This window comes from Kribbella sp. NPDC056345, assembly GCF_042262745.1.
Lineage (GTDB): Bacteria > Actinomycetota > Actinomycetes > Propionibacteriales > Kribbellaceae > Kribbella.
The window spans coordinates 558437-582590 of sequence record NZ_JBHJQQ010000004.1 but is presented as its reverse complement, the minus strand read 5'-3'; the positions used below and the strand labels follow the sequence as shown (position 1 = coordinate 582590).

The 24154-nt window shown below is 68.0% G+C and carries 27 protein-coding genes; 23 read left to right on the top strand and 4 right to left on the bottom strand.

Annotated features, from left to right (window positions below; genetic code table 11):
- Positions 1-32: 32 nt before the first annotated feature.
- The 10 genes from ACFCV3_RS17720 (at position 33) to ACFCV3_RS17675 (ending at position 6158) form a co-directional block, all read left to right on the top strand.
- Positions 33-1079, top strand: a complete 1047-nt coding sequence (locus tag ACFCV3_RS17720) for a LacI family DNA-binding transcriptional regulator (RefSeq protein ID WP_376031059.1) — start codon at positions 33-35, stop codon at positions 1077-1079.
- A 13-nt stretch (positions 1080-1092) separates the two neighbouring features.
- Positions 1093-1305, top strand: a complete 213-nt coding sequence (locus ACFCV3_RS17715; protein WP_376031058.1) for a hypothetical protein — start codon at positions 1093-1095, stop codon at positions 1303-1305.
- 38 nt (positions 1306-1343) lie between these two features.
- Entirely contained in the window at positions 1344-1688 is a 345-nt protein-coding gene (locus ACFCV3_RS17710; protein WP_376031057.1) for a hypothetical protein, read from the top strand.
- Positions 1689-1777: 89 nt separating this feature from the next.
- Entirely contained in the window at positions 1778-2152 is a 375-nt protein-coding gene (locus ACFCV3_RS17705; RefSeq protein WP_376031056.1) for a hypothetical protein, read from the top strand.
- Entirely contained in the window at positions 2149-2577 is a 429-nt protein-coding gene (locus ACFCV3_RS17700) for a hypothetical protein (protein WP_376031055.1), read from the top strand. Before ACFCV3_RS17705 ends, ACFCV3_RS17700 begins: the two co-directional genes overlap by 4 nt.
- Complete coding sequence (locus ACFCV3_RS17695; RefSeq protein WP_376031054.1) at positions 2574-4076, top strand: multicopper oxidase family protein; 1503 nt, start codon at positions 2574-2576, stop codon at positions 4074-4076. The genes ACFCV3_RS17700 and ACFCV3_RS17695 overlap by 4 nt, the downstream gene beginning before the upstream one ends.
- Positions 4077-4153: 77 nt before the next feature.
- Positions 4154-4492: an ArsR/SmtB family transcription factor gene (locus ACFCV3_RS17690; RefSeq protein WP_376031053.1), complete on the top strand. Its 339-nt coding sequence runs from the start codon at positions 4154-4156 to the stop codon at positions 4490-4492.
- Positions 4489-4959, top strand: coding sequence for an SRPBCC domain-containing protein (locus ACFCV3_RS17685; RefSeq protein ID WP_376031052.1), 471 nt, complete (start codon positions 4489-4491; stop codon positions 4957-4959). Before ACFCV3_RS17690 ends, ACFCV3_RS17685 begins: the two co-directional genes overlap by 4 nt.
- Before the next feature lie 3 nt (positions 4960-4962).
- The gene (locus ACFCV3_RS17680; RefSeq protein WP_376031051.1) at positions 4963-5565 is read left to right on the top strand and encodes a dihydrofolate reductase family protein; all 603 of its coding nucleotides are present in this window, start codon (positions 4963-4965) and stop codon (positions 5563-5565) included.
- A gap of 2 nt (positions 5566-5567) precedes the next feature.
- Positions 5568-6158: a dihydrofolate reductase family protein gene (locus ACFCV3_RS17675; RefSeq protein WP_376031050.1), complete on the top strand. Its 591-nt coding sequence runs from the start codon at positions 5568-5570 to the stop codon at positions 6156-6158.
- On the opposite strand, the gene ACFCV3_RS17670 is transcribed toward ACFCV3_RS17675, so the two are convergent.
- Positions 6148-6798: a peptidyl-tRNA hydrolase gene (locus ACFCV3_RS17670; RefSeq protein ID WP_376031049.1), complete on the bottom strand. Its 651-nt coding sequence runs from the start codon at positions 6796-6798 to the stop codon at positions 6148-6150. The genes ACFCV3_RS17675 and ACFCV3_RS17670 overlap by 11 nt on opposite strands.
- A gap of 33 nt (positions 6799-6831) precedes the next feature.
- On the opposite strand from ACFCV3_RS17670, the gene ACFCV3_RS17665 reads away from it, so the two are divergent.
- From ACFCV3_RS17665 to ACFCV3_RS17610, 12 genes are all read left to right on the top strand, one after another.
- A complete protein-coding gene (locus tag ACFCV3_RS17665) occupies positions 6832-7623 on the top strand; it encodes a thymidylate synthase (RefSeq protein ID WP_376031048.1) in 792 nt (263 codons plus the stop codon).
- The gene (locus tag ACFCV3_RS17660) at positions 7620-8075 is read left to right on the top strand and encodes a dihydrofolate reductase (RefSeq protein WP_376031047.1); all 456 of its coding nucleotides are present in this window, start codon (positions 7620-7622) and stop codon (positions 8073-8075) included. The genes ACFCV3_RS17665 and ACFCV3_RS17660 overlap by 4 nt, the downstream gene beginning before the upstream one ends.
- 127 nt (positions 8076-8202) lie before the next feature.
- Positions 8203-9486 carry a toxic anion resistance protein gene (locus tag ACFCV3_RS17655; RefSeq protein WP_376031046.1) on the top strand — a complete coding sequence of 428 codons (1284 nt, stop codon included), beginning with the start codon at positions 8203-8205 and terminating at the stop codon, positions 9484-9486.
- A 28-nt stretch (positions 9487-9514) separates the two neighbouring features.
- Complete coding sequence (locus ACFCV3_RS17650) at positions 9515-10087, top strand: hypothetical protein (protein WP_376031045.1); 573 nt, start codon at positions 9515-9517, stop codon at positions 10085-10087.
- Complete coding sequence (locus ACFCV3_RS17645) at positions 10084-11451, top strand: AAA family ATPase (protein ID WP_376031044.1); 1368 nt, start codon at positions 10084-10086, stop codon at positions 11449-11451. Before ACFCV3_RS17650 ends, ACFCV3_RS17645 begins: the two co-directional genes overlap by 4 nt.
- Positions 11448-12776, top strand: a complete 1329-nt coding sequence (locus ACFCV3_RS17640) for a hypothetical protein (RefSeq protein WP_376031043.1) — start codon at positions 11448-11450, stop codon at positions 12774-12776. The genes ACFCV3_RS17645 and ACFCV3_RS17640 overlap by 4 nt, the downstream gene beginning before the upstream one ends.
- A complete protein-coding gene (locus ACFCV3_RS17635; RefSeq protein ID WP_376031042.1) occupies positions 12773-13714 on the top strand; it encodes a glutamate ABC transporter substrate-binding protein in 942 nt (313 codons plus the stop codon). The genes ACFCV3_RS17640 and ACFCV3_RS17635 overlap by 4 nt, the downstream gene beginning before the upstream one ends.
- On the top strand, positions 13711-14835 hold the full coding sequence (locus ACFCV3_RS17630; protein WP_376031041.1) for a hypothetical protein: 1125 nt from the start codon (positions 13711-13713) through the stop codon (positions 14833-14835). The genes ACFCV3_RS17635 and ACFCV3_RS17630 overlap by 4 nt, the downstream gene beginning before the upstream one ends.
- On the top strand, positions 14832-17108 hold the full coding sequence (locus ACFCV3_RS17625; protein WP_376031040.1) for a tetratricopeptide repeat protein: 2277 nt from the start codon (positions 14832-14834) through the stop codon (positions 17106-17108). Before ACFCV3_RS17630 ends, ACFCV3_RS17625 begins: the two co-directional genes overlap by 4 nt.
- The gene (locus ACFCV3_RS17620) at positions 17093-18154 is read left to right on the top strand and encodes a PP2C family protein-serine/threonine phosphatase (protein ID WP_376031039.1); all 1062 of its coding nucleotides are present in this window, start codon (positions 17093-17095) and stop codon (positions 18152-18154) included. Before ACFCV3_RS17625 ends, ACFCV3_RS17620 begins: the two co-directional genes overlap by 16 nt.
- Before the next feature lie 14 nt (positions 18155-18168).
- Entirely contained in the window at positions 18169-19446 is a 1278-nt protein-coding gene (locus tag ACFCV3_RS17615) for a VWA domain-containing protein (protein WP_376031038.1), read from the top strand.
- Positions 19443-20159, top strand: coding sequence for an FHA domain-containing protein (locus ACFCV3_RS17610; protein ID WP_376031037.1), 717 nt, complete (start codon positions 19443-19445; stop codon positions 20157-20159). The genes ACFCV3_RS17615 and ACFCV3_RS17610 overlap by 4 nt, the downstream gene beginning before the upstream one ends.
- On the opposite strand, the gene ACFCV3_RS17605 is transcribed toward ACFCV3_RS17610, so the two are convergent.
- From ACFCV3_RS17605 to ACFCV3_RS17595, 3 genes are read right to left on the bottom strand one after another with little or no spacing between them, the layout of a single operon-like run.
- A complete protein-coding gene (locus ACFCV3_RS17605) occupies positions 20156-22084 on the bottom strand; it encodes a prolyl oligopeptidase family serine peptidase (RefSeq protein ID WP_376031036.1) in 1929 nt (642 codons plus the stop codon). The genes ACFCV3_RS17610 and ACFCV3_RS17605 overlap by 4 nt on opposite strands.
- Positions 22036-22482, bottom strand: coding sequence for a hypothetical protein (locus ACFCV3_RS17600; protein ID WP_376031035.1), 447 nt, complete (start codon positions 22480-22482; stop codon positions 22036-22038). The genes ACFCV3_RS17605 and ACFCV3_RS17600 overlap by 49 nt, the downstream gene beginning before the upstream one ends.
- Before the next feature lie 38 nt (positions 22483-22520).
- Complete coding sequence (locus ACFCV3_RS17595) at positions 22521-23459, bottom strand: GNAT family N-acetyltransferase (RefSeq protein WP_376031034.1); 939 nt, start codon at positions 23457-23459, stop codon at positions 22521-22523.
- A 214-nt stretch (positions 23460-23673) separates the two neighbouring features.
- Here ACFCV3_RS17595 and ACFCV3_RS17590 point away from each other — a divergent pair, with 214 nt between their 5' ends.
- Positions 23674-24033 (top strand): ribonuclease domain-containing protein, encoded by a 360-nt coding sequence (locus ACFCV3_RS17590; RefSeq protein WP_376031033.1) that lies wholly within the window; start codon positions 23674-23676, stop codon positions 24031-24033.
- Positions 24034-24154 lie beyond the last annotated feature (121 nt).

Sequence of the window (24154 nt, the reverse complement as noted above, 5' to 3'; positions counted from 1 at the left end):
TCTAGATCGATTTAGAAGAACGATTCAGAAAGGTGGGTGCCGAGATGGCCGGAGTGACGCTGAAGACCGTGGCCAAGGCCGTGGGCGTCTCACCGTCGACGGTGTCCAACGCCTACAACAAGCCCGACCAGCTCTCGGCCGCGCTCCGCGACCGGATCCTGGCGACCGCCCACGAGCTCGGCTACGCCGGACCGGACGCATCCGCGCGGGCCCTGCGCAGCGGCAAGGCCGGGGCGATCGGGGTGCTGTTCACCGACAAGCTGTCGTACGCCTTCTCGGATCCGTTCGCGGTCGGCTTCCTGGCCGGACTGGCCGAGGTGGCCGAGGAGTTCCGCACCAGCCTGCTGCTGATGCCGCTGAGCGGGGCGGACACCGAGGACGACAGCACTGCGGTCAAGCAGGCCGCCATCGACGCCGCAGCGATCTTCTGCGTGCCCCATGGTCATCCGGCACTGGACATCCTGGCCGCACGCGGTCTCCCGGCAGCAGCCACGGACCCCGGCAACTACACGGACAGCTGGGTAGCCATCGACGAGGTGGCAGCGGCTGCCGGACTGGGTGAGCACCTGACCCGCCTCGGTCACCGCGACATCGTCGTACTGCTCGACAACGCCCAGGCCCCGGGCCGCTTCACTGAACTGGAGCCGGACGAGGTCGCGAGCGGCAACCCCGCACTCAGAGTCGAGGGGCTGCGGAAGGCGATGCCAGAAGCCCGCATCCGGCTGGTGTCCGGTGGCTACAACGCTTTCGACTCCGGAGTGGCCGGCGCCGGCTGGGTGCTGGACTCCCAGGACCGGCCGACCGCGATCGTCGGACTGAGCGACGTACAGGCGCTTGGGGCGATGGAGGCGGCACGGGTGCGCGGACTGGTCCCCGGGCGCGACCTGACCATCACCGGCTTCGACGACATCCCTGCCGCCGCACAGGCCGGGCTGACCACCATCCACCAGCCCATCAAGGACAAGGGCCGGATGCTGGGCCGAGTACTGCTCGACCCCGGCACGACCGACCACCAGATCATGATGCCCACCGAGCTGGTCGTCCGCTCCAGTAGCGGACCCGCACCGAAGACGCTCTGAGGAAGGAGCAACCATGACGTACTTCATCGCTGGAAACACCGCCGTCGAGAACTCTCGGGCGCTGTCGCAGTCAGCGCTTCCGAATGCTCCCCAGGAGCCGTACGAGGAGCCCACGCGCCGCATCGCCGGTGTCCGCGCCCGCCTCGGCGCTGCACTCCGATCGGTTGCCGCTCGCGAGCTCCGCCTGGCCGAACGCCTGGACCCCAGCCCTACCTGTGGTAGCTAACTGGGGTTTGTCGGTGGCGTCTGGCACTCTGAAGGGCGATGAGTGAGCCAGGGGTATTACTGACCGCGCGAGCCATGATCCTGCACGACCTGGCCGCGCGGGGCTTCAACGACGCCGTCATGGTGACCGTGGTCGAGGATGCGGTCGCCGAGCGGCAATGGTGGCTCGACCAATGGCCGGACGGCGCTGAACACATCGCCGGCCTGGTCGCCCAGGACGTGCAGGACCGGCTGGTCGACTCCCGCATCCGCTGGCCGCGCTGCACCGCCTGCGACGACCTGAACGATCACGAGCTCCGCATCGAGCCAGAGCTCGGCCCCGACCCGCACTGGGTCTGCGAACGTGCCGGTATCACCGTCGCGCCGCTCGGTCACCTCACGTAAATCCGCCTCCACCCTGATCAGCCAGGAGAGCTCCGTCCGGGTAATACCTGATTGCTCTACATGTAGCCAGACTACTATTGTCTGTCTACATGAGCTGGCTGGGGGTTCTCCGAGGTGTCGCCGTGCTGCACGCAGTGGCGGTGTGCGTGCAGCCGATCGCGATCGGCATCTACCTGAACGGCGCGACGACCGGGCTGCAGGTCCATGAGCCGGTCGGCCTGGCAGTGAGCTTCATCGGGGTCGCGCAGCTGCTGGTGGCACTCGTCTACTGGCGGCTCGGCGGCCGTGGCGTCGCCGCACTGATCTCGGCACTGATCCTGTTCGGCGAGAGCATCCAGATCGGGATGGGCTACGCCAAGCACCTCGCGATCCACATTCCGCTGGGCGTCGCTCTGCTCGGTACGTCGGTCTGCTTCGCCGCCTGGGTCTGTCGCCGGACCGTCCGGACGGCGGTGGCGGCATGACGCTCACAGCCCAGCCACAGCAACGAATCCGGCGTCCCAAGGCGTCACTGTGGGCGCTGCGCATCATCCTGCTGCTGCATGCGGCCCTGGTCGCAGCACAGCCGATCCTGGCTGGCTACTTCCTGGCCGGTGAGGTCGACGCGATGGATGCGCACGGCCCGATCGGTTCGACCGTCTGGATGACCGGGTTCCTGCAGGTGGTGATCGCGGGCGCCTACTGGCTCGGTGGCGGTGGACGCCCGTGGCCGCTGCTGTGGTCCGCCGTACTCGTGGTGGCGGAGTTCGTCCAGCTCACCTTCGGCTACCTGCAGAACTTCGCCGTCCACGTCCCGCTCGGTACGGCGATCGTCGCCGTCGTCATCTGGATGACCATCTGGTCGTTCCGTCCGGCCGCACGCCGTAGCCGCCAGGAGGTCAAGCAGTGAAACTGTCCCGGCGCACCTTGCTCGCAGCCACCGGAGCTGCCGCCACCCTGACCGGCTGCGGACTGGACTCCTCCCCCTCACAGTCCGGCGAACTCCTGCGCAGCAAGGCGAAACTCCCCGAGCCCTTCACCGTCCCGCTACCCATCCCACCGGTCAAGAAGCCCACCTCGCCGGGCCGGTACCGCGTCGTACAGCGCAAGGCCAGCCTGGAGATCCTGCCCGGTCTCAAGACCGAGGTGCTCGGGTACGACGGCCTGTTCCCTGGCCCCACCTTCGATGTGCGGAGCGGCCGGACCACCGTGGTCGAGCAGGTGAACGAACTCGACGTACCGACTGCTGTGCACCTCCATGGCGGTCACACGCCCGCTGCGAGTGATGGCTGGCCACTGGACCTGCTGATGCCAGCAGGTGGGCACCACGACCACTCCGGTCACCACACCATGCAGGGCGGCGACGTGAAGACCGGTAGCCGCACGTACACCTTTCCGAACACGCAACGCGCGGCGACGCTCTGGTACCACGACCACCGGATGGACTACACCGCACCGCAGGTCTACCGCGGACTGTTCGGCCTGCATCTGATTCGCGATGAGGAAGAGGACCGCCTCCCGCTGCCGCATGGCGACCGTGAGATCCCACTGGTGATTGCGGACCGCGCCTTCGCCGAGGACGGCTCATTCATCTACCCCGCCGCCAAGGGACGCCCAGGAGTCGAATCGGCTTATATGGAAGGCGTTGTGGCCGATGTGACGCTGGTAAACGGCGCACCGTGGCCAGTGCACGAGGTGGACGCGGTCCGCTACCGACTGCGGATCCTGAACGCGGCCAACGCACGCCGGTACGAGCTGGGGTTCGACCGCGGTCCGGCGAAGTTCGTGCAGATCGGCAGCGATGGCGGACTACTCGGTGCGCCGGTCGAGCACGAGACGCTGGTCATCGCACCGGCTGAGCGATTCGACGTGATCGTGGACTTCTCGGCGTACAAGCCTGGTGACGAAGTCACTGTGGTCAATCGGCTCGACGACAACGCGCCGGTGCTGCGTTTCAAGGTCGCCCGCCGCGCGACTGACGACAGCAGCATCCCAGCCAAGCTCTCGACGTACGCCGCCATCGAGGCGCCCAAGGGCCTCGTCAAACGCCAGTGGCGCTTCCGCCGCGGCAACGCCGGCGGTCACCACGGCTGGACGATCAACGGCAAGGCCTTCGACCCGGTGAACATGCAGGCCCAGGTGAAACTCGACCAGTACGAGATCTGGTCGTTCGTCACCGACGTGCACCACCCGGTGCACGTCCACCTCGCACCCTTCCAGGTCCTCAGCCGCCGCGGCCGCGGGCCCGGCCCGTACGACGCCGGCTGGAAGGACACCGTGGACGTGCGGCCGGCCGAGGTGGTCGAGGTACTGGTCAAGTTCACCGCCCACAAGGGCAAGTACCTGATCCACTGCCACAACCTCGAGCACGAGGACATGGCGATGATGGCGGCCTTCGAAACGATCTGAGCTCCGGGGGCTTGACGACGGGCGGAGCCTTTCCCTATATTCAACACATCGGTTGATCAAGGGAATGGTTGATAAAGATGCTGGTTGACGACGGACAGCTCGATCGGGCCTTCGCCGCACTCGGCGACCCGGTACGGCGGGCGATGATCGCGCGACTGTCGCGTGGTCCGGCCACCGTCAACGAGCTGGCCGAGCCGTTCCCGATCACCACCCAGGCGGTGTCGCGGCACATCCAGGTGCTCGAGGCCGCCGGGCTGATCACCCGGACCCGGGACGGCCAGCGCCGCCCGTGCCACCTGGTGCCGGCCACGCTCGAAGCACTGACCAGCTGGATCGACGAGTACCGGCTGGAAACCGAACGCCGCTTCCGCCGGATGGACGCGGTCCTCAACGCCATGAAGGAGCAGGAGCAATGAACGCCACCACCATCAACACCCCCGCCGGTACGCCGTTCGTCGAGGTCACCCGGGAGTTCGACGCCACCCCCGCCCAGCTGTTCAAGGTGATGACCAGCAAGGAGCTGCTGGGCGAGTGGCTCGGCCCGCGCGATCTGGAGGCCGACATCCAGGAGTACGACGTCCGCCCGGGCGGGAAGTACCGCTACGTGCACCGCGACGCGAACGGCGTGTACGCGTTCCGCGGCGTCTTCCACAACGTCGAGCAGGACAGGCTGATCATCCAGACCTTCGAATGGGAGGGCGCACCGGACCAGGTGTGCATCGAGAAGCTCACCCTGGAGCCGACCGAGACCGGCGTGCGGCTGCACCAGCAGTCCGTGTTCCCGTCCGTCGAGGGCCGGGACATGTCGGTCGAGTACGGCATGGCCGACGGCATCAACGACTCCATGGACCGCCTCGCCGAGCTGGTCGCCAAGGAGGGCTGACCGATGAGCCAGGTCGTCGTCGACATCTCCGTGTCGCTGGACGGCTACGTCACCGGACCCAACGTCGGTCTCGACAACGGGCTCGGTGACGGTGGCGAGGCCCTGCACGACTGGGTCTTCCACGGCACCGCAGCGGACACCGCCGTACTGGACGCCGCCTTCGACACCACCGGCGCGGTGATCCAGGGCCGGAACCTCTTCGACATCATCGACGGCCCGCAGGGCTGGAACGACGAGCTGGGGTACGGCGCGAAGCCGACCGGCGAGGTGAACCCGCCGATCTTCGTGGTCACGCACTCGGCACCTGAGAACCCGCGGCTGGGCGATCGGTTCCGCTTTGTCGACAGCCCGGCAACAGCAGTCGCCGAGGCGTCGGCAGCAGCCGGCGACAAGGACGTGGTCGTCATGGGCGGCGGGCAGATCTGCCACGAGGTGCTGGCGGCCGGACTGGCCGACGTCTTGCGGTTGCACGTGGCACCCGTCGTACTGGGGTCTGGCACTCGCCTGTTCCCCACTGAAGCCGCACCGGGCTTCCCACTCGAACTGACCGAGGCCGTGTCGACTCCGGCCGCCCAGCACCTCACCTACTCGATTGTGAAGGCTTAGTCATGGGAAACGTGATCGCATCCGCCGTCGTGTCACTCGACGGTTTCGTCGCAGACCTCGAGGACGGGGTCGGTCCGCTGTTCGACTGGTACGGCAACGGCACGGTCGAGACGTACGGCGCCGACCCCGACCGCCCCTTCCACGTCACCCAGGCCAGTGCCGACTACATCAACGAGACCTGGCCCAACATCCGCTCCTGCATCATCGGCCGCCGCCTCTTCGACATCACCAACGGCTGGAACGGCGTCCCCGCCGTGGGCGACCACGTCTTCGTCGTCACCCACCAGCCCCCCACCGACTGGCCCTTCCCCGATGCCCCCTTCACCTTCGTGAACGGCATCGAAGAAGCAGTCGCCCAGGCCAAGGCCCACGCCGGCGACCACGACGTCTCGATCACCGGCGGGAACCTCACCGGCCAGGCCCTGGCGGCCGGCCTGGTAGACGAGATCGCCTACAACCTGGCCCCCGTCCTCATGGGCACCGGCCGCAAGTTCTTCGGCGACTACACCGGGCCGCAGACCCTCCTCGACAACCCCCGCATCGTCGAAGGCGACCGGGTGGTCCACCTCCACTACAAGGTGCTCAAGTCCTGAGTTGTGGGTGTTCCGCGATGACCGTGCGGGAGCCGGGGTCTATCTCGGTGAAGCCGGCGTCTTGGACTACGGGGAAGCTGGTTTGGAGCAGCTGGGTCCAGTGCGCTCGGCCGGCAGTGCGGACGGCTAGGGGGAAGGCTGCTGCGGCCCAAGCCTTGCGGGCGGGGTCTGGGAGGGCCAGCCAGGCCAGGTGGGCGCCGTGGCCTACTTGGGCCATGGTTTTGCCGCTGGACATGCGCAGGGCCGGGTTGATCCAGAGGACTGGGGTGTTGGGGTGCGGTACGGCCGGGGGCTCGGGTTGGTCGAAGTCGGTGCCGGTGACCTGGAGTTTGGCGAGGTCTTTGGGGACGTCGTCCAGGGGGACGGGTGGGAAGACGCGGACCTCGGCGGTGCCGTGGTTGACGGTGATGCCGGGGAGGGCTTCGGCTCGGCGCCACTCAGCGCCCCGGGCGCGGCGGACGACCTTGCGGATGCGGTGGTCCTGCCAGGCGGCCATGGCGTCGGCCCACTCACCTGCGCCAGTGGAGCGCTCGTCGGCGAGGATCGCCAGTACGGCGTGGGCCGCGGCCTCCAGAGCGTCGGTCTGCTGCGGGCGGTCGTTCTTCTCGACGCGAATGACCAGAGTCAGTACGTGCTCCACAAGCGCGAGTCTGTCAGGGAGTAAGTTGACCGCATGCAGCAGTACCTGGATCTCCTGAAGCATGTGCTGGACCACGGGGCGGAGAAAGGGGACCGCACCGGGACGGGCACGCTGAGTGTGTTCGGGTACCAGTCGCGGTACGACCTCCGCCAGGGCTTCCCTGCCGTCACCACCAAGAAGCTGCACCTGCGGTCGGTGATCGGGGAGCTGATCTGGTTCCTCAGCGGCTCGACGAACATCAAGTGGCTGCACGAGAACAACATCTCGATCTGGGACGAGTGGGCCGACGCGGACGGCGAGCTGGGGCCGGTCTACGGCTACCAGTGGCGCTCCTGGCCGACCCCGGACGGCCGGCAGGTCGACCAGATCGCCGGACTGATCGAGGGCATCAAGAAGAACCCCGACTCCCGCCGGCACATCGTCAACGCGTGGAACGTCGCGGACGTCGACAACATGGCGCTACCGCCGTGTCACACGATGTTCCAGTTCTACGTAGCGGACGGCCGGCTGTCCTGCCAGCTGTACCAGCGGTCGGCCGACATCTTCCTCGGCGTGCCGTTCAACATCGCGTCGTACGCGCTGCTGACCCACATGGTCGCCCAGCAGACCGGGCTGGAGGTCGGCGACTTCGTCCACACCCTCGGCGACGCACACCTCTACCTGAACCACCTCGACCAGGCCCGCCTGCAGCTCACCCGCGAGCCCCGGCCGCTCCCGACCCTCCAGCTCGCGCAGCGCGACTCGATCGACGCCTACGAGATCGCCGACGTCGAGCTGATCGGCTACGACCCGCACCCGGGTATCAAGGCACCCATCGCGGTATGAGCATCATCCTCATCGCCGCTGTGGGGGCGAACGGTGTCATCGGGCGTGACAACGACCTGCCGTGGCGGATCCGTGAGGACCTGCAGCACTTCAAGCAGTTGACCCTCGGACACACCCTGGTGATGGGCCGCAAGACCTACGACTCGATCGGCCGGCCGCTCCCCGGCCGCCGGACGGTCGTCGTCACCCGCCAGCCGGACTGGGCAGCAGACGGCGTACAGGTCGTCCACACCCTCGAAGAGGCGCTCAAAGAAGGCGGTGACCTCTACGTGGCCGGCGGTGGCGAGATCTACCGCCAAGCGCTCCCGTACGCCGATCGCCTCGAACTGACCGAGGTCGACCAGTCCCCCGCCGGCGACGTCACCTTCCCGGCCTTCGACCGTTCGGACTGGACCGAAACCGCCCGCGACCCCCACGACGGTTTCAGCTTCGTCAGCTACCGACGTAGCTGAGCGGGCAACGACTACGCAACGACACCACCAAGTCGGCCGGGAACCGCGTAGATTGTGTGCGCGTCACGGAGGTGACAGCACGCGGGGGTGGGGGACGCCTCGCGCAGGCCACCGGAGGGGAACGACGATGACCGAAGCCGATAACACCGCCGTACCAGCAGGAACGGGGCAGCCGGGGGCCGCCGCCGCGCAGCAGGCGATGTCGCCGCTGCAGCCGCCGACCGCGACCGCTCCGGGTCTGATACTGACCGCTCCGCCGCCATCACAGGCAGTAGCGACGACAGCTGCTCCGAGCCTTGCTCCGGCCGTCGACGCGGCCGCACTGCCCGGGCTGGACGCGAAGGTCGACACCTTCCTCAGTGCGCTGATGCAGGCCGAGCCGCGCTCCCCGGAGTTCGCCGCCAAGGCCACCGACGTGCGCAGCATGGGTGACCTCGACATCCGCAACGCCGCCGAGAGCTCGAACCGGTTGCTGCAGCAGCCGGTCAAGGCACTGCAGAGCGGCGGTCTGTCGGAGGGGTCGACGGTCGGCAAGACGCTGCTCGACCTGCGCCGTACGGTCGAGGACCTGGACCCGAAGGGCGCCACCGGCACCCGGAAGCTGCTCGGGATGATCCCGTTCGGCGACAAGATCGAGGACTACTTCCGCAAGTACCAGAGCGCGCAGACGCACCTCGAGGGGATCCTGCACTCGCTGCGGAACGGCCAGGACGAGCTCGGCAAGGACAACGCCGCACTCAACCTGGAGAAGCAGAACCTCTGGGACGCCATGACGCGGCTGAACCAGTACGTGTACGTCGCCGAGCGGCTGGACGCACGTCTGTCCGCAGCGATCGCGGAGCTGGAGGCGACCAACCCGGACAAGGCGAAGGCGTTCCGCGAGGACGTGCTGTTCTACGTCCGGCAGAAGCACCAGGACCTGCTCACCCAGCTCGCCGTGTCGATCCAGAACTACCTGGCCATCGACATCGTGATCAAGAACAACATCGAGCTGATCAAGGGCGTCGACCGGGCCTCCACGACCACGGTCTCCGCACTCCGTACGGCGGTCATCGTGGCGCAGGCGCTGGGGAACCAGAAGCTCGTGCTGGACCAGATCACCGCGCTGAACACCACCACCAGCGGCATGATCGAGCGCACCTCGCAGATGCTGCGCGACAACTCGGTGGCGATCCAGCAGCAGGCAGCATCGGCCACCATCGGGCTCCCGCAACTGCAGGCCGCGTTCGCGAACATCTACGCGACCATGGACGCGATCGACACCTTCAAGTCCGAGGCCCTCGACAACATGGCGGCCACGATCGGCACGCTGGAGTCCGAGGTGACCAAGTCGCGCAGCTACCTGGACCGGGTCGCCGGACAGAACCAGCAGGTCGTCCACGGCAGCCTCGACATCAACATCGGTCGCTGACACACCAATCCACTAGCAGGGGACGGGCATGGCTCTGGGGGACTTCTTTGCGCGACTCACCGGTCGCCAGCAAGAGCCCGAGCCTGCCCCGGGACCCCGGGCACCGACGAACGACGACCTGCTCGCAGCACTCGTCCGGGTCGAGGAGCTGATCGCGCAGGGCGCCGTACCGGCTGTGGTGGCGTCACGGGTGAACAGGGTCGTCCGGATTGTGCGGGAGACCATTCCGAGGCTGGGGAACCTGGCCGGCAGTGCACAGGCGTACTCCGTGATGGCGACGGCTACCGACTACCTGCCCGAGGCCATCGGCGGGTACCTGCGGTTGCCGCGCCAGTGGGCCGACACCAGACCGGTGGACCGCGGCAAGACCTCGCTGATGATTCTGATCGACCAGCTCGACCTGCTCGGCGCCACGATGGACAAGGTGTTCGACGCGGTGAACCGAGCCGACGCGGCGGCGCTGATCGCGCATGGCCGGTTCCTGCAGGAGAAGTTCGGCACTGGCTCCACCGGGGGAGGCTTGGCCCTCGGACCGACCACCTCCACGCCACCGCCCACCACCGGACCACTACAACCACCACCAGGACGAGGAGGGGCATGAGCGGCGAGGGGGGATTGTCACTGCAGCAGGCGCTGGCCGCGCTGCTGGAGGTCGCCGTGCGTGCTGGTGTCGAGGAGAACCGCGCCCGCACCGAGGCGCTGTCGCTCGCAGCCGCTCTGGCAGAGTCGGCGCCCGGTGCGCCCATGGACTGGGCCAAGGCCTTTCCGGGGGCGACCACACAGGACTTCTTCGACGCCGCCGTCCGCGGACGACGCTGGCGTGGCGCACCAACCGCCGTACTGACTGAGCTGGTCACCGCTGGATCACCTGAGAAGATCGCGTACGCCGAGGCGCTGGCTGAGCTCGCATCTGCCTCGTGCACGTTGGGTGAGCCGACCATGCGCGTTGTCGGCAACGCATCTGTCGCTGCGGCCGCTCAGCTGCAGGCAGCTGGTGCCCGACCGCTCCAGGTCGCATCTGCTCCCGTGGTTGAGAAAGCCGTTGAACAGAAGCCTGAAGAGCCCGCCAAGACAGTCGACGAGCTGCTGGCCGAGTTGGACGAGCTGACCGGGCTGGAGCGAGTCAAGCGCGAGGTGCACCGACAGGTCGCCGTACTGCGCGTAGAGAAGCTGCGGACCGAGGCAGGACTGAAGAGCCCGACCATCACTCGGCACCTGGTCTTCGTGGGCAATCCGGGAACAGGCAAGACCACAGTGGCCCGGCTGGTCAGCGGGATCTACAAAGCACTCGGACTGCTCTCCAAAGGACAGCTGATCGAGGTCGACCGCTCTGAGCTCGTCGCCGGGTACTTGGGGCAGACCGCGACCAAGACCGCTGAGGTGGTCGCGTCGGCGGTCGGTGGAGTGCTCTTCATCGACGAGGCGTACAGCCTGACCGCAGGTGACCTGGGAGCGGACCAGTACGGGCGTGAGGCCGTGGACACGCTCGTCAAGGAGATGGAGGACCGGCGGGACGACCTGGTCGTCATCGTCGCCGGATACCCCGAGCCGATGGCGACCTTCATCGCCGCCAACCCCGGACTGGCCAGCAGGTTCCGCACCACAATCGCCTTCGACGACTACAGCGACGACGAGCTCACCGACATCCTCACCGGCCTGTCCGAGGGCGCCGACTACGAGCTGATGCCCGAAGCGCTGGAGCGGTTCCGGGAGATCCTCGCCGAGACCCCACGCGGCCAGTCCTTCGGCAACGGCCGCTTCGCCCGCAACACCCTCGAAGCCGCCATCGGCCGGCACGCGTGGCGACTTCGCGACGTGACGGCACCCACGACCGACCAGCTGCGTCAGATCCTCGCCGAGGACCTCAGCGACGATCACCCAGCGCCAAAAGACCTAACGTCCGAAGATCCGGAGACGGGCGTCGGCGAGTCTTCGGACGTTAACGAGCAAGGAGTTGAGGCGTGACCCAGACTCAGAGTGCGCCGCCCGCGACCTGGTCGCCCCCGACGCCACAGCAGACCGCAGCACTCCAACGCCCCGGTACGCCGGCGCCGCGTGGAGCCGTCGCGCAGTGGTTCGAAGGCACTCCGGGGCGGATGCGCGCCTTCCTCGTCCTCGCAGCCGCCATCAGCGTCGTCTTCGGACTGTGCGCCGCACAGGGCTTCAACCAGTCCGACAGCGCGCTGCAGCGCGCGGAGGCGAACGCGGCCCAGCTGGTGCGTATCCAGGCGATCCACACCAACCTGGTCAGCGCCAACGCCGACGCCACCAACGCCTTCCTGGTCGGCGGTCTCGAGCCTGCTGAACAACGGCAGCACTTCGTCGACTCAATGGCGTCCGCCGCCCGCCTGGTAGCTGAGGCCGCCAGCGCCCAACCGGCCGACCGGGACGCCCTGGGCCAGCTCAACACGACCCTGGTCACGTACCAGGGTCTGATCGAGCAGGCGCGAGCCAACAACCGCCAGGGACTGCCTATCGGCTCCCAGTACCTGCGCGACGCGAACGCGACACTGCAGAACGACTCCCTGCCGCTGGTGAAGGCCCTGGTCGCGGCTAACGAGAAGCGCGTCGACACCGAGTTCGGTGGTGTCGGTGACGGAAGCTGGTGGGTCCTCGTCAGCGGCGTGGTCGCTCTGTTCGTCCTGTTCATCACCCTGCGCTGGCTGGCCCGCCGAACACACCGCTACCTGAACATCCCGATCTTCGTCGGCGCGATCGTCGTCGTGCTCACCACGCTGGTCGGCGCGTTCGCGCTGTTCGCAGCATCCGGCCGTGCGACCGACACTCACGACGGCGACTACGCTTTCACGCTCGCACTCTCGAGAGCCCGCATCGCGGCGTACGACGCCCGTTCGAACGAGAGCCTCACGCTGATCGCCCGTGGCTCCGGAGACGCCTACAACAAGGCGTACGACGAGTCGGCCAAGGTCGTCGAGGAGCAACTGCAGAAGATCTCCGGTAGCGGCTCAGGCGCCGACCTGTGGGCGATCTACCAGCAGTCCCACGCCGAGGTGCGGAAGCAGGACACCGACGGCAAGTGGGAGCAGGCGGTGCAGATCGCCACCGGGGCACCGTCCGCAATCGCATCGAAGAACTCGAAAGAGGCCTTCAGCGCCTTCGACCAGGCAACCGCGAAGGAACTGGAGAACTCGAGCAGCAGCGTCAGTCTCGAGCTGAAGGACGCCCGGAACGCCTTGCCCCCGATCGGGTGGCTCGGCCTGCCGATCGGCATCCTCGTGGCACTGCTGATCGCCTGGGGAATGTCGCAGCGACTGGGGGAATACCGATGAAGAAACTGATCGCCGCCTCGGCCGCAGTACTGATGACAGTCACCGCCTGTGGTTCGGGCGCGTACGACGCCACCGAGATCCCGCCGAAGCCCCAGCCGAAGGTGCAACCAGCCGCTCCCCCGGCCGTCCAGCCGCCCTGCGGGAACCCGTTGATGTCCTACGCACCGGAAGGCATCTTGCCGACCAGCCGCATCCTGGAGAAGATCAGGAAACGCGACCGCTTGATCGCTGGAGTGTCTGCGGACAGCCTGCACCTCGGTGCACGGAACCCGATCTCCGGTGAGATCGAAGGTTTCGATATCGACATGGTGAAGGCGGTGGCCGCGGCGATCTTCGGCACCGACAAGGGGCATCTCGAACTGCGGGTGATCTCCAGCCCGCAGCGAATTCCGGTGCTGCAGAAGGAAGAGGTCGACATCGTCGCGCGCAACATGACGATCAACTGCGCGCGCTGGCAGCAGATCGCCTTCTCCGCCGAGTACTACCGCTCGGGTCAGAAAACGCTGGTTGCCCTCGATGAGAAGGCGACGAGCGTGAAGGACTTGGACGGCATGACGATCTGCGCACCAGCGGGGTCGACCAGCCTGGACAACCTCAAGAAGGAGAACCCGCAGGTCAACACGGTCACTGCGGACACCGACACGGGTTGTCTCGTGTTGTTCCAGTCGGGCAAGGCGGACGGGATCAGCGGTGATGACACCGTGCTGGCCGGAGATGCCGCACAGGACCCGTATGCGAAGGTGCTGAAGGAACGGTTCAGTGACGAGCCGTACGGGCTGGGGATGCCGCCGAGCGATCGCAATTTCGTGAAGTTCGTGAACCAGACGTTGGAGCAGATGAAGGCTGACGGGCGCTGGATGGCGTCGTACAACAAATGGCTGGCGCCTGACCTTGGGCCGCTCGCCAGTCCGCCGGCTCCTGTGTACGGACGCAAATGACGGTTCGGACGCCTACTGCGGCGGCTCCGGCGCCGCCGGGGCGGATGGGGAGCAGCGTTCCTGCGCAGGAACTGCTGTCGTTCCTGGGCGAGCTGGGGACGTGGCGGGATCGGCGGAAGGCGGAGCTGGAGGAGTTGGACCAGGCCGCGTTGCATGCGCCGGATGCGGATGCCCTGAGTGCTGACGTTGTGCTCAGTATGGCGGTTTGGAAGGCGGTTTCGGATCGGTACGAACTGATTCTGGTGACGTGGGATTCGGGGCGGGTCGGGCAGACCGAGACCGAGCGGATCTCTACGTTGATCTGGGGTGGGCTGGATACCGGGGGTGCCGGCGGGTCGCTGGCGGTTTCGTTGCCTGAGGCATGCAAATTGTCCGACGCGCTGGCGTCCAGTTTGCGGGCCAAGCTGGCGTTGGAGCCGGGTGATGCGGACCGGGCTGCGAAGTTGCGGCAGCTGAGGGCTCAGGTTGAGCGGATCGGTGATCTGGTCAAGCTGGAGCCAGCCAACGTCCGCAACGCGGCGCTCGCCGAGCACCACGATCTCGACCGCCGACTGACAGACCTTGCCGATCGCAACAAACGTGGTGCGGACATCGGTGGTCTGATCGGGCCGTTCGAAATCGATGCGGCACGGACCGAGCGAGACCTGATTGTCGGTGCGGCTACTCGCAAAGAGCGTGCTGCGGACGTGGCACGCGCGCGGTCACTCCGGGGTGAGCTGGAAGCGCAGGGGACCGCAGTGCGGGCGCTCGCGGACAAGGCGGTCGCTGCGGTGACACCGGCCCCGCGGCTCGCCGTACCGGATGTCACTGCGCTCGGGGCGGTACCGAACACCCCGGCTGAGCTGGAGAGGTACCTGACCCGGCTGGACGCCGTACGGCGGGCGCTTGGTCAGGCGCAGGCTGCGTACGGCGCGGCTGTGGCGCGGCGGGACGAGTTGGCGGCGCTCCTGGATGCGTATCAGGTGAAGGCGGGGCGGATCGCTCCGAACAACGAAGACCTTGCGGAGTTGTACCGGCGTGGCCGTGCGGTGATGGAGTCGGAGCCGGTGGACACTGTCCGGCTCGCTGCGCTCGTCACGGCGTACCAGGCCTACCTGGAGAGCACAGGAGGGACCAGATGACGACCAGCATCGCCTGCGCGCAGCCTGGCTGCACGGGCACCATCATGGACGGGTACTGCGACGTGTGCGGCTCGCCTGCACCCGCCGGCGCGGTTAGCCCGTCCGCGGTCGTCGGCGCCCCCGATGTGATCGCACCGGATGAGCCTGACCCGATCAGCTCGCCGTCGACGGTATCCCGTGCGTCGAACCGCCTAGCCTCCACGCCGCTCGGCTCTGCCCGTGCACAGGCCGCAGGCTCGAAGCTGACGCGCCGACTGGGTACGTCGTCCACCCGGTTGCGTGGCGCGAGGCTGGGTGCCGGTCTGACCCACGTGCCGACGATTCCGCCGATCGACGCGAGCAAAGCGATCCTGGCGAACCCGATGGTGCCGGAGGACCGCCGGAACTGCCCCAGCTGTGGCAATCCGGTCGGCCGGGGACGTGACGGGCAGCCGGGGCGCACCGAGGGCTTCTGCCCCAAGTGCCGCAACCCGTTCTCGTTCTCGCCGAAGCTGAAGGACGGTGACCTGGTCGGCGGCCAGTACCTCGTCAGAGGCTGCCTGGCGCACGGCGGCTTCGGCTGGATCTACATGGCCCAGGACCAGAACGTCTCGAACCGCTGGGTCGTCCTGAAGGGCCTGCTGAACTCCGAGGATCCGGACGCCGTCGCGGCCGCGATCGCCGAGCAGCAGTTCCTGGCCCGGGTCGAGCACCCGCTGATCGTCGAGATCTACAACTTCGTCACGCACGAAGGCGCCGGCTACATCGTGATGGAGTACGTCGGAGGCACCTCGCTGAAGACGCTGCTCAAGCAGCGGATGGCGGCCAACAACAACCAGTACGACGCTCTGCCGATCGACCAGGCCGTCGCGTACCTGCTGGAGATCCTGCCCGCGTTCTCGTACCTGCACGACCTCGGCCTGGTCTACTGCGACTTCAAGCCGGACAACATCATCCAGGTCGGGGACGCGGTCAAGCTGATCGACCTCGGTGGTGTCCGGCGGATCGACGACATGGACTCGGCCATCTACGGAACGGTCGGTTTCCAGGCACCTGAGGTGGCTGAGGTCGGTCCGTCGATCGCCTCGGACATCTACACCCTCGGCCGGACGCTGTGTGTGCTGGCGATGGAGTTCCGTGGGTACCAGTCCCGCTATGTCACGTCACTGCCCCCAGTGGGCGAAGTGCCGCTGTTCCAGAAGTACGACTCGGTCTACCGGCTCCTGCTCAAGGCGTGTGCCAAGGACCCGGCCGACCGCTTCCAGACCGCTGACGAGTTCCGCGTGCAGCTGCTCGGCGTACTGCGTGAGGTCGTGGCTGACAAGCAGGGCACCAAGGCTGCCCAGCACTCCGCATCGTCGTTGCTGTTCGGTACGCCGGGCGACAAGTCGCTCGGGCTCGGTGATGCGGCCGCACCGTGGCAGCGGCTGCCTTCTCTGATCGCGGACGACAGCGACAAGATGGCCGGCTGGCTGAAGACCGTCAGCGTGCCGGATGCGGCCAAGCGGCTCGAGCTGTTGGTGGACGCGCCCGAGCCTTCGCCGCAGATCCTGCTCGAGATCGCGGAGACCTCTCTGGAGGTTGGGCCCGAGCGGTACGACATGGTCGACACTGCGGTGGCGGATCTACTCGCAGCCGACCCCTGGGAGTGGCGGGCGGTCTGGATGGCCGGACTGGTCGCGCTGGCCCGGGGCGACGCGCGGGCAGCCCAGTCCGCGTTCAACGCGGTCTACGGCCAGGTGCCGGGTGAGCTGGCGCCCAAATTGGCGCTGGCGATCGCCTGCGAGCTCAGCAGCGAGTTCGACGTTGCCGAGGGCCTCTACCAGACCTGTGCGCGCACGGACGCCAACTACATCGCACCGTCGGCCTTCGGGCTGGCATCGATCCGGACCCACCGCGGCGACCTGGACGGAGCGCTCGGTGCACTGGACCTGGTACCGCGAACCAGCGGCGCGTATGTGCGTGCTCGCCGCCAACGAGCCGGTCTACTGGCAGGATCGGGGCGTGGCCTGGATGCGCTCGCCCAGGCGATGGACAGCATCGAGTCGCTGACCATCGACCCGGTCGACCGGGCCAACCTGGCAGCGAGTGTGTTCCGGACCGCGCTGGACGAGGTACGGCAGTCCGGTCCGCAGGAGGGTCTGCGGATCGACGGCCGGGAGGCGACCGAGCCGGCCCTACGGGACGGGCTCGAAGCCACCTACCGGCAACTGGCCGACCAGGCCCAGAGCCGGCCGGAACGGATCGCCCTGGTCGACCTGGCCAACGAGGTTCGAGGATGGACGTTGCGATGACGAGTACGACCGACCCGGTCTGCCCCAGCTGTGGTGGCCACGTGTCCACGGCCGACCGCTTCTGCGAGGCCTGCGGCGCCGAGCTCAAGCCCGGTGAGCTGGCCCCAGCCGCGCCCGCGCTGGACACCGACACCGAGCCGACCGTCGAGATCCACGCACTGCCACCAGCCGGCCCCTGTACGTCGTGCGGTGGCACGGTCGGCGCGGACGGGTACTGCGAGACCTGTGGGACCAAGGCGGCCAAGCCGCGGGACCACTTCAGCGAGCAGCCGGCGCCGTGGGTGGCCGGTGTGTGCGACCGGGGCATCCGGCACAGCCGCAACGAGGACGCGATGGCGATCGCCGCCGACCCCGAGCCGGGCAGCCGTGCACTGCTGGTGGTCTGTGACGGCGTCAGTTCGTCACTCGACTCCGACGTCGCCTCGCTGGCCGGGGCGCGCGCCGCACGCGACGTACTGACTGCTGGGCATGCACAGGGCATCGGCACCGAGTCGTCGCGCAGCGGTGCGATCGTGGCCCGGTTGAACGCAGCAGCGGATGCCGCGAGTGACGCCGTACTGGAGAACACCAGCCCTGACAGTCCGAACCCGGCATCCTGCACGTTCGTGGCCGTCGTACTGGAGGACGGGCTGCTGGTGGCGGGGAACGTCGGCGACAGCCGGGCGTACTGGTTCCCGGACGCGTCCGAGGCCGTCGCACTGACTGTGGACGACTCCTGGGCCGCCGAGCTGATCGCTACCGGCATCTCGCGTGCGGAGGCCGAGTCCGGTCCGCACGCGCATGCGATCACCCGCTGGCTGGGCAAGGACGCACCGGACCACACGCCCCGTACGACGACCGTCCGGATCACCGAGCCGGGCTGGGTCATGGTCTGCTCGGACGGACTGTGGAACTACTGCTCCGAGGCGGCACCGTTGGCCGACCTCACCCGTCAGACCGCTGCGGCCCACGGCGGCGACCCGCTCGCCACGGCATCCGCACTGGTCGACTGGGCGAATGCTCAGGGCGGCCAGGACAACATCACCGTCACGCTCGCGCGTGTTTAAGGGGAGGACCCGAGATGGCAGACTTCACCGCCGCTGTTTACCAGAACGAGTTCCTGCCTGACGGCGGTACCGACGTGCACGCGATCGTCACCGTGAACTGCACCGGTGCCGGTGCGGCCGGCCAGACCGGTACCGGTGACGCCGGCGAGATCATCATCGTCGACACCTCCGGCTCGATGGGTCGTGAAGGCGTCCAGGCGGCCGCGTTCGCGGCGCAGACCGCGCTCGACCAGATCCTCGACGGGGTCTGGTTCGCGGTGATCTCCGGTAACGACCGCGCCCAGCTGGCGTTCCCGCCGTCCGCGGAGCCGGTGATGGTCAAGATGGACCCGTACACCCGGCAGGCAGCCAAGGACGCGGTGTCCCGCTTCTACGCCGACGGTGGCACCGCCATGGGCACCTGGCTACGGCTGGCGGCGCGTGTCTTCGCCACCGTCCCGTCCCTGTCCCAGAAGCACGCGATCCTGCTGACCGACGGCGAGAACCAGCACGAGACGCCAGAGGCGCTGACTCAGGCGATCCAGGCCGTCACCGGCCAGTTCCAGTGCGACACCCGCGGCGTCGGCGTGGCCTGGCAGGTCGACGAGGTACGCCGGATCGCCCAGGCGCTGCTCGGCACGGTCGACATCATCCCGGCACCGAACCAGCTCGCGGCCGAGTTCTCGAAGCTGATCCAGAACGCGATGAGCCGTGGTGTCGCCCAGGCCGACCTGCGGGTCTGGGCACCGCAGGGTGCCGAGGTGCTGTTCGTCCGCCAGGTGGCTCCGACCGTCGAGGACCTGACGTCTCGCCGGACGTCGATCAACCCGCTGACCGGTTCGTACCCGACTGGCTCGTGGGGCGACGAGTCCCGCGACTACCACGTGTCGATCCGGCTGGCGGCGAAGGGCATCGGCCAGGAGCAGCTGGCCGCCCGCGTCCAGCTGACCATCGGCGACGAGGTGGTCGCACAGGGCCTGGTGAAGGCGCTGTGGTCGGCCGACGAGGCGCTGACCACGCGGATCAGCCCCGAGGTCGCGCACTACACCGGGCAGACCGAGCTGGCCGAGGCGATCCAGGACGGCCTGGCCGCGAAGGCCGCGGGTGACACGGCCACGGCGACCACCAAGCTCGGCCGTGCGGTCCAGCTGGCCGCCCAGACCGGCAACGAGGAGGCCACCACGCGGCTGCGCAAGGTGGTCGACATCGACGACCAGGACACCGGGACCGTCCGGCTGAAGCGGACCGTCGAGAAGGCTGACGAGATGGCTCTCGACACCGCGTCCACGAAGACCACTCGGGTGAAGAAATGAGCACAGTCAACTGTCCGAGCGGACACCCGTCCGTCTCGACCGACTACTGCGATGTCTGCGGCCTCCCCATCGGTGCCGCAGCCACCCCGGTCGCACCGCCCGCACCCGCGGTCGCTGCGCCCGGTCCTGCGGTAGCCACGCAGACCTGTCCGAACTGCTCGGACTCGGCCGCTGCCGACGCCCTGTTCTGCGAGAGCTGCGGCTACGACTTCACCACTGGCACCATGCCTCGCCCAGCATCATCACTCGACCTCTCGGCCACTCCCCCGGCCGCACCGCACGCACCGTCGCCGGTGGTGGCCGAGTGGGTTGTCGAACGCTGGGTTGACCCCGACTGGTACGCCGTACAGCAGAGTGACGACCCGTGCCCGTCCCCTGGCCTGCCGGTGGTGATTCCGGTGACGGAGAAGAGCATCCTGGTCGGACGACCGTCCCGCAGCCGCGGTATCGCACCTGAGGTCGACTGTGGCGACGACACCGGCGTGAGCCGCCGCCAGGCCCAGCTCACCACCGACGGCCAGCGCTGGTGGGTGGAAGACCTCCAGTCCTCCAACGGCACCTACGTAGCCCCAGCGTCCGGCCCTCTCCCTGAGATCCCCATCCCCCCGGGCCAGCGCCAGGAGCTCGACTCCGACGACCGCATCTACGTAGGCGCCTGGACCCGGCTCGTCCTCCGCAAGGCCACCCCCGAAGAACAAGCCGGCCAGGCCTAACGCAGGTGCCGGTCCAGCCAGTCGATCATCGTCTCGTTCCAGAAGCGGGCGTTGGCCGGTTTCAGGATCATGTGGCCTTCGTCGGGGAAGGACAGGTAGGCCGACTCGATGCCACGGCGTTGCAGGTCGGCGAAGAGGTGGTTGCCTTGGCTGGTCGGGACTCGCTGGTCCTGACCGCCGTGGGTGACCAGGATCGGCGTACTGATGTTCTCGAGGAACTGGGCCGGTGAGCGGTCGACGTAGCGTTCCGGCCGCCCCTCCGGCGTACCGAACTGGCGGGCGAAGTAGCCGGAGTAGTCAGCAGTGCCTTGGAAACCGGCCAGGTGCCAGATGCCTGCGTGGCTGATCAGGCAGCGGAACCGATTTGTGTGCCCGGCGATCCAGTTCACCATGTAGCCGCCGAACGAACCCCCGATCGCCGCTGTCCGCGTGGCGTCGATCTCCGGCCGCTGCTCGACCACATCGGTCAGGGCGATCACGTCGTCGTACACAGTGGCTCCCCAGCCCAGCCAACCGCGTTCGAGGTACTCCTTGTCGTAGCCGATCGACAGGGCAGGGTCAGGCAGCAGTACGGCGTACCCGGCCGCGACGAGCCGCCATGGGTTCCAGCGCCAGTTCCAGCCACCGGCAGTCGCATTCGGACCGCCGTGCACGCGCACGACGAGTGGAGCCGGCTCATCCGAGTTCGGGAGCAGCAGCCAGCCCGGAACTGTCGCACCGTCCGCAGCGGTCGCCTCTACTCGCTCGACTCGTCCGGGCAGCTCAACCTCGGACGACATCAGCCGTACGACGTCGCCGGTGGCCAGGTCGATCCGCACTGGCGCATGCGGTGAGTCCATGTCGTGGTGAAGTGCGAACAGCGCATTGCCGTCCGGGGCGACCTGAATGCTTGTGTAGGAGCCTGCACCGGTGAGGCGGGTCCGGACGCCGGTCGCCAGGTCGATGCGCACGATCGGCCGGTCACCGTGGTCGTCCACGACGAAGTAGAGCGCACTGCTGTCAGGGGTGAAGACAGGAGTGGCCGAGTCGGACGGCCACACTGCCGGGTCGTTCACCAGGTCGCGGCGCTCTCCGGTCTCCAGGTCGATCAGCACCAACGCGACCCACAGTGCGGCGTCCGGCTGCGGGTCGTCCCAGCGGAGCGCAACGGCGTACCGGCTGTCCGGTGAGACGGCCGGCACGTAGAACCCGGCGTCCGGGTCCTCCGCCAGCACCCGGCGATCACCCGTCGCGGTGTCGATAGCGACCAGCTGTACCAGCGGAAAGTCGCCTCTGCTGACGGACCACTTGGCAATCACCGTCCGGCCGTCCGGGGCGACGGCGTACTCGGTCTCCATCAAGGCGTTGCCAGGTGCGGGTGTGAGGTCGATTCCGTTCGCCACCTGTAGACGGGTCTCGTCCGGTCCGAGTTCACTACCCCAGACGCGCACGGGTGAGCTGGTGTGCAGGATGCCGCTGGTCTTGCGGTCCTTGCGCCGGGCCTCGTCGTCGGCCGCGTCCTTCGACCCCGGCAGCATTGAGGTCGCGACAACCACGGTGCTGCCGCCAATGCGGACGTCATCCGCCCCACACACCCGCTCAGCCTCACCTGCTGCCGGGAGCCGCCACAGGGCGGATTTCTCATCATCACGGGTGGAGACGAAGTACAGGGAGCCGTCCGGATGGAAGACCGGCTGGCTCTCACCACCGGCCGATCTCGTCAAGCGCTGCGGCTCAGTGGCACCGGCGGGGTCGAGCTCCCAGAGGGCACTGATCAGTTTGCTGCTCGCATCGTCGTACTGCGCGATGGCCGCGACCAGGCGGGAGCCGTCGGGCGCGAGAGCGAGTGCGGAGGGACGTGGCAGGGCGAGGTAGCGGTCGAAGTCCACGCGCGAGGTTAACCCGGCTGACGGGTCCAGGCCGGTGATGGTTTCAGGCAGAGCCATTCGATGATCGAACTGCCCACGACCAGCGGGATCGCCCAGGTCCACGGCCGGTCGAAGAAGCTGGTGATCAGGATGGCGGTCCAAACGGCGATCCAGGCACCGCCGTACCCGCGCAGCACTCCGCGGTACCAGAGGCCGCCGGGCGCCTCGGCAGCCCGCTGGCCCAGGTAGACGAACAGGTAGGTCGCGAGGGCGACCGGCCAGAAGAACCACAGCCGCTTCCAGTCGTACGGCACCATCACCAGCGCGGTGAGGCAGACCACCGCGATCACCCAGTGGAAGGCCTCGCCGACCCAGTTCAGCCGGCGTCGGCGCAGCGTCACCACAATGGCCGGGATCCCGAGCAGTACGCCCAGGACCCCGGCCCCCACGTGCACGATCAGCGCGATATCTCGCACCGGAAACTCCCTGACATGTCAGGGAGCATAGGGCGGGCTCACGCCTCCGGGAAGGACAGGACCCGGCGGACGGCGAAGTTTCGGTAGCGGCCGCGTTCGAACGCCTTGGCCATCGGGACATTGCCGAAATCGGTGTCGGCGCGGATCTGCTCGGCGCCGGTCTCGGCCAGCAGGTGGGTGATCTCGGCGAGCAGGTCGTCGATGTACCCGTTGCCGCGGTGTTCGGGCAGGACGCCGAGGTAGCCGACGACCGGTCCGCCGTTGTTCTTCGACGGAATCGCGAACCCGATCAGCTTGTCCTCGGCGTCGTACGCGAGCCGCCACCAGCCGCGGTCGCCGACCAGCATGGTCTGGTACAGCCCGACCTCCTCGCGGGCCGCCTCCTCGGCGCCGAGGCGGGCGACATCGCGTGCGGTCGCCGCGTCCAGGCTGCCTTCGCTGACCCGCATGAACATCTTCACGAAGGCCTCGTCGTCGGCCGGCTCGAACCGCAGCCGCGTCGACCGCGGCGGCAGGCCGTACTCCGCCAGCCACTCGTAGCGCAGCCGATCGGTGATAGCAGTCCAGCCGGCCGCAGCGCCCGCCTTCACCCGCGGCTCGAGCGCTGCTACGACGGCGGCATCGGACTCCCAGTCACCGTCGAGGAAGAAGTGGTACTCCGGCGGCTCGGCGTCGGACGGCCGGTTCGCCATACCGTGCTTGATCAGCGCGGTCCACACCGGAACCGGGTCGCTGTCGCCGGCGTAGTACAGGCCGTCGATGCTGTACGGGTAGGCATCGTCGGCGCCGCCCCACCAGATCGCCAGCGCCTGGATGACGCCGTTCTCCTCCAGGACCCAGCTCCACTCGTGCCGGTAGTGGCCGGACACGATGTACTCGTTGTAGCGGTCGAGCGTGACGGTGTTGACCGTCGGCTGCTGCTCGATGAGGGTACGGATGGTGTCGAGGTCGGCCTCGACGGTGTTGCGAATGCTCACAGTTCCTCCAGCAGGAGGCGCGCCGCTCCGCTCAGTGCGAGCTGTGATCGCGGGCAGGTCGCGCCGGAATACCAAACAGGGTGATCATCGGTCGCTCCTTCCGCTCGGGGCATCTTCTCGCCGCGGCAGACTCTAGGGGGCGCGGGGGTCATAGTCCAACTGTTATTCACACCTGGGATGTGCGGGCTTTCCCGGGGCCGGGCAGCCTCCAGCCATGAGAACCCTCATCACCGCCCTCGCCCTCACCGTCGCGACCACAGTCGCCCCCACCACGGCGTACGCCGCGATCCCGACCTGCGCGTTGAGCTCGCTGCCGTCGCAGGCCGCGGACACCCTCGACCTGATCCACTCCGGCGGCCCGTTCCCCTACCGCCAGGACGGCACGGTCTTCCAGAACCGGGAAGGCATTCTGCCGAGCCAGTCGACCGGCTACTACCGCGAGTACACGGTCAAGACTCCCGGCTCCTCCGACCGTGGTGCACGCCGCCTGGTCGGTGGCGGCTCGCCGGTGACCGATCCGGCGTACGTCTACTACACCGCCGACCACTACGCGTCGTTCTGCAAGGTCACCTGACGCAGAAGCGGGGGCCGGGCGCAGCCCCCGGCCCCCCGGGTGGGGCTGTGAATAAGTGGTGAGAAATTGAAAGGCCCCCCCGGGGGGGGGGCCCCCCCGCGCGGCGGCAGGCCGATACGGG

Bases quoted from the DNA above. Each gene is read 5' to 3' on its own strand.
- ACFCV3_RS17715 (WP_376031058.1), top strand. From the start codon at position 1,093: ATGACGTACTTCATCGCTGGAAACACCGCCGTCGAGAACTCTCGGGCG.
- ACFCV3_RS17710 (WP_376031057.1), top strand. From the start codon at position 1,344: ATGAGTGAGCCAGGGGTATTACTGACCGCGCGAGCCATGATCCTGCAC.
- ACFCV3_RS17705 (WP_376031056.1), top strand. From the start codon at position 1,778: ATGAGCTGGCTGGGGGTTCTCCGAGGTGTCGCCGTGCTGCACGCAGTG.
- ACFCV3_RS17700 (WP_376031055.1), top strand. From the start codon at position 2,149: ATGACGCTCACAGCCCAGCCACAGCAACGAATCCGGCGTCCCAAGGCG.
- ACFCV3_RS17690 (WP_376031053.1), top strand. From the start codon at position 4,154: ATGCTGGTTGACGACGGACAGCTCGATCGGGCCTTCGCCGCACTCGGC.
- ACFCV3_RS17685 (WP_376031052.1), top strand. From the start codon at position 4,489: ATGAACGCCACCACCATCAACACCCCCGCCGGTACGCCGTTCGTCGAG.
- ACFCV3_RS17680 (WP_376031051.1), top strand. From the start codon at position 4,963: ATGAGCCAGGTCGTCGTCGACATCTCCGTGTCGCTGGACGGCTACGTC.
- ACFCV3_RS17675 (WP_376031050.1), top strand. From the start codon at position 5,568: ATGGGAAACGTGATCGCATCCGCCGTCGTGTCACTCGACGGTTTCGTC.
- ACFCV3_RS17665 (WP_376031048.1), top strand. From the start codon at position 6,832: ATGCAGCAGTACCTGGATCTCCTGAAGCATGTGCTGGACCACGGGGCG.
- ACFCV3_RS17660 (WP_376031047.1), top strand. From the start codon at position 7,620: ATGAGCATCATCCTCATCGCCGCTGTGGGGGCGAACGGTGTCATCGGG.
- ACFCV3_RS17655 (WP_376031046.1), top strand. From the start codon at position 8,203: ATGACCGAAGCCGATAACACCGCCGTACCAGCAGGAACGGGGCAGCCG.
- ACFCV3_RS17650 (WP_376031045.1), top strand. From the start codon at position 9,515: ATGGCTCTGGGGGACTTCTTTGCGCGACTCACCGGTCGCCAGCAAGAG.
- ACFCV3_RS17645 (WP_376031044.1), top strand. From the start codon at position 10,084: ATGAGCGGCGAGGGGGGATTGTCACTGCAGCAGGCGCTGGCCGCGCTG.
- ACFCV3_RS17635 (WP_376031042.1), top strand. From the start codon at position 12,773: ATGAAGAAACTGATCGCCGCCTCGGCCGCAGTACTGATGACAGTCACC.
- ACFCV3_RS17630 (WP_376031041.1), top strand. From the start codon at position 13,711: ATGACGGTTCGGACGCCTACTGCGGCGGCTCCGGCGCCGCCGGGGCGG.
- ACFCV3_RS17625 (WP_376031040.1), top strand. From the start codon at position 14,832: ATGACGACCAGCATCGCCTGCGCGCAGCCTGGCTGCACGGGCACCATC.
- ACFCV3_RS17620 (WP_376031039.1), top strand. From the start codon at position 17,093: ATGGACGTTGCGATGACGAGTACGACCGACCCGGTCTGCCCCAGCTGT.
- ACFCV3_RS17615 (WP_376031038.1), top strand. From the start codon at position 18,169: ATGGCAGACTTCACCGCCGCTGTTTACCAGAACGAGTTCCTGCCTGAC.
- ACFCV3_RS17610 (WP_376031037.1), top strand. From the start codon at position 19,443: ATGAGCACAGTCAACTGTCCGAGCGGACACCCGTCCGTCTCGACCGAC.
- ACFCV3_RS17605 (WP_376031036.1), bottom strand. From the start codon at position 22,084: ATGGCTCTGCCTGAAACCATCACCGGCCTGGACCCGTCAGCCGGGTTA.
- ACFCV3_RS17590 (WP_376031033.1), top strand. From the start codon at position 23,674: ATGAGAACCCTCATCACCGCCCTCGCCCTCACCGTCGCGACCACAGTC.